This window comes from Clostridium sp. LS, assembly GCF_002760435.1.
In the GTDB taxonomy this organism is placed as follows: Bacteria; Bacillota; Clostridia; order Clostridiales; family Clostridiaceae; genus Clostridium.
The window spans coordinates 1-5,258 of sequence record NZ_AUUU01000247.1 but is presented as its reverse complement, the minus strand read 5'-3'; the positions used below and the strand labels follow the sequence as shown (position 1 = coordinate 5,258).

Genomic DNA, 5,258 nt, shown 5'->3' with positions numbered 1-5,258 from the left:
ATGAAGATTTAGTAAATATGTACGTATATTCATATAATAAGTCCAATTATAATGTTAGATATCTATACACTAACTACAACTTAAATAATTTTATTTAGATTACGAAACAATATCCTATCTATATTGTTTCACAAACTAATTATTCTATTACATAAATTATACTTTAGTTATCTAATATTGTAAAAAATAATAAGGACATTAAATTAATTGTTCAAAATTAAAACGCATAAGCATTTTTTATATGCCTATACGTTTGTAGAATCTTATTCAATTAGTTCTAAAACTGGTCTATATCCAACTGTCTCATATTTTAAATCCTTAATTGATTGATTTGAATATGTTGTAGAATAAAATCCTCTTATTATACAAAATTTTTCACGTCTTAATCCTTCACTTTGGGTAAAGCTAGAAAAGTTATACCAATGCCACAAAGTATTACTATTACCATTTAATTTTTCCTTATCATCCTGTTGCTTTGAACTATTGGTAATATCATATTCAGTACTTATTGGAAGATCATCTATTTTATCTGTATTTACTACATATCTATCCCACTCATTTTCCTTATAATTTTTCTTCTCACTATGCCCAGTTAAAAGTCTTAATATATATTTCTTTCCCTCTATAATTACTACTTTACCAAAGACTAAATTTTGTTCATTTAATTCATTCCAAGATATTCCCTTTAAAATATTTCTATCACATATTAATAGTTTCTTATCATTATCATTAATTTCTACCCATGACAATTTATTTTCTTCATTCTTATCAGTATCTTTTATTTCTATTTTTTGTCCTGAATACTCTGGAATATCTTTATATTCTAAAAAATCCCCAGGCTTTTTTTGCTTTTCATTATCTAAATATAATGTTCCAAAAATTCTAACCTTTCCAGTAGCGTACTCCTGATTCTCTAAAAGATTTTGCGTTTTTTTCTTTTTCAGTTTTTTAGTTATAGCTATAACACTGCTTACTGCTGCCATAGTACCGAATAACGCTCCAGCACCAATTATAGTTTTTTTATTTTTATCCATAAATTCTGCCCCTTTTAATCATAACTATTTGATATTTTTATAATTTAATTATATCAAATTTATTTATATTTTATTCTTAATCTCTTTTATTGTTTGTAATAAATTTCTTGCAGCTTCTGATAAAGTATTAAGTGATTTATTTTGTTCTTCAGACTTTTCCAAAACTTTATCTTTTACACTTTCACACTTACTGTTTAGTTCTGTAACAATATTAGCATGAGCGTCAATTTCATTTACTTCTACAACTATTTGATTAAATATCTCTTCAGCAGTTTTTACAGTATTAATACTTTCTTGTATAAGTTGTCCACCTTCTCGTGCATTTTCAGTAGTTTTACTTATTGCTTTTGTTATATCATCTATTATACTATCAACACTGTTTACTGCCCTTTTAACATCATCAGCTAATTTTCTAATTTCTGATGCTACAACTGAAAAACCTTTACCAGCTTCTCCTGCCCTCGCTGCTTCAATAGCTGCATTTAAAGCTAATAAGTTAGTTTGATTAGCAATATTTCCTATTAAGTGAATAATATCAATTGCCTCCTTAGTAGAATTATTTGCAACTTGTATAGATTCGTCTAATAACTTATTCGCGTTATATATTTTTTCCATTGCACTATCCATATTACCCATGCTTTCAGCACCTACACTTGTAAAATACATAGTTTTAGCTAATGCTTCAGCAAGTTTTGATGTGTCATCGTTTACAGACTCTGAAAAGCTAGTTAATTCCCTAATAACACTGGTAATCTCATCGAAATTCACTATCATGTTATCAGTGATACGGTTTAAATCTTCTATAGATTCTTCCTGAAAAACTGAGAGTTCTAATATTTCTTCTTTCTTATCATTTTTTATAAAATTATCTAAATTTACCACTGTATCTTCACTCAACACCGAAGTTATGGCTGTTTCAGTATTTTCTTCAGAATATATTTCATTTTTCGTTTTTATATTTTCAGAATTCATAATAATACTTAAAAATATAGCTGCTACTATAGCGCATATTACTGCCGTTGCTGCAGTTATGATAATTGACATTTTTAAAACCGCAGGTAATATGGAACTAATAACAATTATTAATGCAATAATAATACTACTTGAAACTTTTTTTACCATGATTTATCATTCCCTTTCCAATCTCTAAAGTTCTTAAATAATGGTCCAAATTAACGCTAATGAAAATAGTCTTTTAGCGAAATATCTAACCAATTTATCTGAGAAAAACGTCTTTAAATATAAAATTCTTATAAAAAACAAATTAGTATTATTATGTGGATATAAACTAATATATTTTTTACATTTATCTCATTATATCTCATTTAAACACCTGTTTAAATAGAAAAAATAAATATTTTTTAATTATATTAGACATAACCTTTTTACCTATCAAATGTTTGTCCACTATTATTGGGATTGCAAGTTAAATATATCTTAACCAATAATAAACAGGATAAATTATTATTGCATATCAATTATACAATAATAATTTATCCTGTTTAAAACTATAATTTTATTTATTAAAGGCATAAGTCCTACTATTTAAAAGGTTCACATTATCATTTTATAGATATTCTATTCTCGGCAATTTCATTTTTTATGAGCTTATTTCCATCCCTTGAAATAAAACCTTTAGAGTATGATTGTAGTAACTCCCCATCATATTTAATAGTTTTTTTACTTGTAAGTTCTAAAACGCTGCTTGCAGCTTTATCATTTACATAAACTTTCCCTGAATAATCAACTATTATATCACCTTGGTCAACTGGCTTCTGCATGGTCAACGTATTCCATTTAATTTTTTCATTATTAAGAATACCATAATATATTTTAGTAATCTTCCCATTTACTAATTGACCAAAATATACATTGTCGTTAATATCACTACCTAATATTTTAATCATCTCAACATTAGGTATTTCAATATTATCTGGACTATTTAATATAGTTACACCATTTCCCATTTCCATTACAGCATTTGTACTTGTAGTTGGTACTATAATATTTCCTATGTCCATGCTGGACCTAACTTTTTCTAGTTGGTTCATAACATTAGCATAATACAAATCACTTTTATTATTCGCCTTTTTTACTTTTATATAAAGAGTGTGGGTTGCAGTTGAAAATACAACATTATCTATTTTATCACTTTTATTTTTTATATTTATCTTTAACTCATTTAAATTAAAATCAGCAAGTTGTCTTGCTTCACCTTTTTTTGCATTAAATGATACAGGTTCAAAATACGAACCATTGTCTGTCTGCACTTTTTGAATAACTATTATGCTATTTTCATTTGTCAGCCATTTGTAAAATACAACTTCTCCATTATTCTCACTTTGAAATTCTTTCTCACTATTATCATCACTATCTAACACTTTTAGCTTGTTATTTTCCAAATAGGCTACGAATCTTCCATCAGATGATACTGAAACCTGATCTACACCATCTTTTATATCAATTTCATTTGGTTTATTTTGCTTTGGAACTTCCTTCTCTTCAACTTTTTCAGCTTGTATTTTTACATCAGAAGCCAAGTATACATTTTCTACATATAAAAATATACTTTGCTGAATAATAACGGCCACAAGGGTCCATACTAATATTCTTATTAGGTTTTTCATTGTATTATCCTTTCACCAATAATATTCCTTCTTATATATTATTTTAACTTTGCTCCTTAATATATATTCACACCACTATAAGCCGGATTAATAATCTATAGCTTACCTTTACTCAACATAAAATGCTGTAGCAACAGTTCTCTCACCATCCCAAGCATTAGGAGAATTTATTACATCTCCTTTATAATACATTGTTGACGAGTAACCTCCATCAAGTGCACCTGCATTAATAGCTCCTCTATCAAGCATTATTTGCTGAACATCATACAAACTCGCTCCGGGAGCGGTAATTTTTCTGCCGTCAATAACCAAAAAAATTACTGTACCATCTTCTTTCTGCCCAACTGCTGTTCTTGGATTAAGTCCATCAGCCATTCTATCCTTTATTTGAGCCTTTCCATTAATTATAATATTAGGCCTTCTAAAACACATTGCTTCTTTTACGTCTAACTTCTGCAATTCTTCAAGAGTATGATCTCCTACTATTAATTGACCACCTTTAGTAAAAGCAATAACATTTTCAATATTATTTTTATTTATGTTACTTTTAGGATAAATTACTTTTCCCTCTGAAATAACAAACCCACCTGGTTCTGCTCCAGTACCAGCATAAAGGGTACCATCTGAGGACTTATCTACAAAAGATCCTCCATTAATGGCTGCAATTGCATTATGTTCCTCTGCCATTTCACTTGTTTTTTCACCTATTTTACCTAAATATTTAGTCATTGCCACCTTAACACCTAGTGGATTTTTTATTTCGAGCACATATCCATCATATCTATCTGTATGTATGTCATATCTAGTAATTTCGTTACCACTTGTGTATTTCACCTTTATTTTATTAAGATCTGTTTCACTATTTTGAGTATTATCTTCTTTTACTTCTTCTGTAGTATTATTTATTCCTAGGATTCTGTTAATCGTTTCTTGAGACATGAAATTTGTTATTAAATACGCATGTCTTGTTCCTAGTATAGTTGAAACAACTACTTTTCTAGTATTATCATATGGCCCCCAAAGCAGTATAAGCGGAGTTGTTATTCCTAAAAATATAATAATATATATTATTGCTATAAAAAAAACTAATGGTTTAAATTTCTTATTTTGGGTTGTTCCCTCAATTTGATGATTACTTTGCGTACCCATCTTTTTACCTCCTGATTCTAAATCATGGACTTCTTTATATTTTATTATGTAACAGTGAAGAATAGTATCTATTATTATTTATCCAATTAATCCTTAATTATATACATATATATAGTACACTCGCAACTATACATTTAAAATGAGTTTATATTTTAATTTCTTAATTTATATATATAAAACTATATCAAAATAAACTTAAAAAGTAAGTATTTAAAATAATTATAATGCACAATGTACAGGAAAATAGATTGTTAATTGTGCATTAGTTAAATTTATAAAACCCTTGTTATTTATAAATATCCAACATTATAATTGGACTTATTATATGAATATACTTACATATTTACTTAATCTTCATGTGGATATCTTAACTAGAAATAATAAATATTTTGGTGTAGAAAACATTTGAAAATGAGCTGTTAAAGGCTCTTAGTTGTAGGTTGTCTCA

At 27.5% G+C, this 5,258-nt stretch carries 4 protein-coding genes; all 4 read right to left on the bottom strand.

All coding sequences use genetic code 11. The features are described from left to right. Window positions 1–263: 263 nt before the first annotated feature. The 4 genes from COL3_RS27000 to COL3_RS26985 all read right to left on the bottom strand — a co-directional run bounded on the left by COL3_RS27000 (window position 264) and on the right by COL3_RS26985 (window position 4,810). Window positions 264–1,034 (bottom strand): hypothetical protein, encoded by a 771-nt coding sequence (locus COL3_RS27000; RefSeq protein WP_008420425.1) that lies wholly within the window; start codon window positions 1,032–1,034, stop codon window positions 264–266. A 63-nt stretch (window positions 1,035–1,097) separates the two neighbouring features. After that, entirely contained in the window at window positions 1,098–2,156 is a 1,059-nt protein-coding gene (locus COL3_RS26995) for a methyl-accepting chemotaxis protein (RefSeq protein WP_008420426.1), read from the bottom strand. Between the two features lie 440 nt (window positions 2,157–2,596). Continuing rightward, window positions 2,597–3,661, bottom strand: a complete 1,065-nt coding sequence (locus COL3_RS26990; protein ID WP_008420428.1) for a hypothetical protein — start codon at window positions 3,659–3,661, stop codon at window positions 2,597–2,599. Between the two features lie 108 nt (window positions 3,662–3,769). After that, a complete protein-coding gene (locus COL3_RS26985) occupies window positions 3,770–4,810 on the bottom strand; it encodes a phosphodiester glycosidase family protein (RefSeq protein WP_008420429.1) in 1,041 nt (346 codons plus the stop codon). Window positions 4,811–5,258 lie beyond the last annotated feature (448 nt).

Coding starts and splice junctions, on each gene's coding strand:
- COL3_RS27000 (WP_008420425.1), bottom strand. CDS start 1,034: ATGGATAAAAATAAAAAAACTATAATTGGTGCTGGAGCGTTATTCGGT.
- COL3_RS26995 (WP_008420426.1), bottom strand. CDS start 2,156: ATGGTAAAAAAAGTTTCAAGTAGTATTATTATTGCATTAATAATTGTT.
- COL3_RS26990 (WP_008420428.1), bottom strand. CDS start 3,661: ATGAAAAACCTAATAAGAATATTAGTATGGACCCTTGTGGCCGTTATT.
- COL3_RS26985 (WP_008420429.1), bottom strand. CDS start 4,810: ATGGGTACGCAAAGTAATCATCAAATTGAGGGAACAACCCAAAATAAG.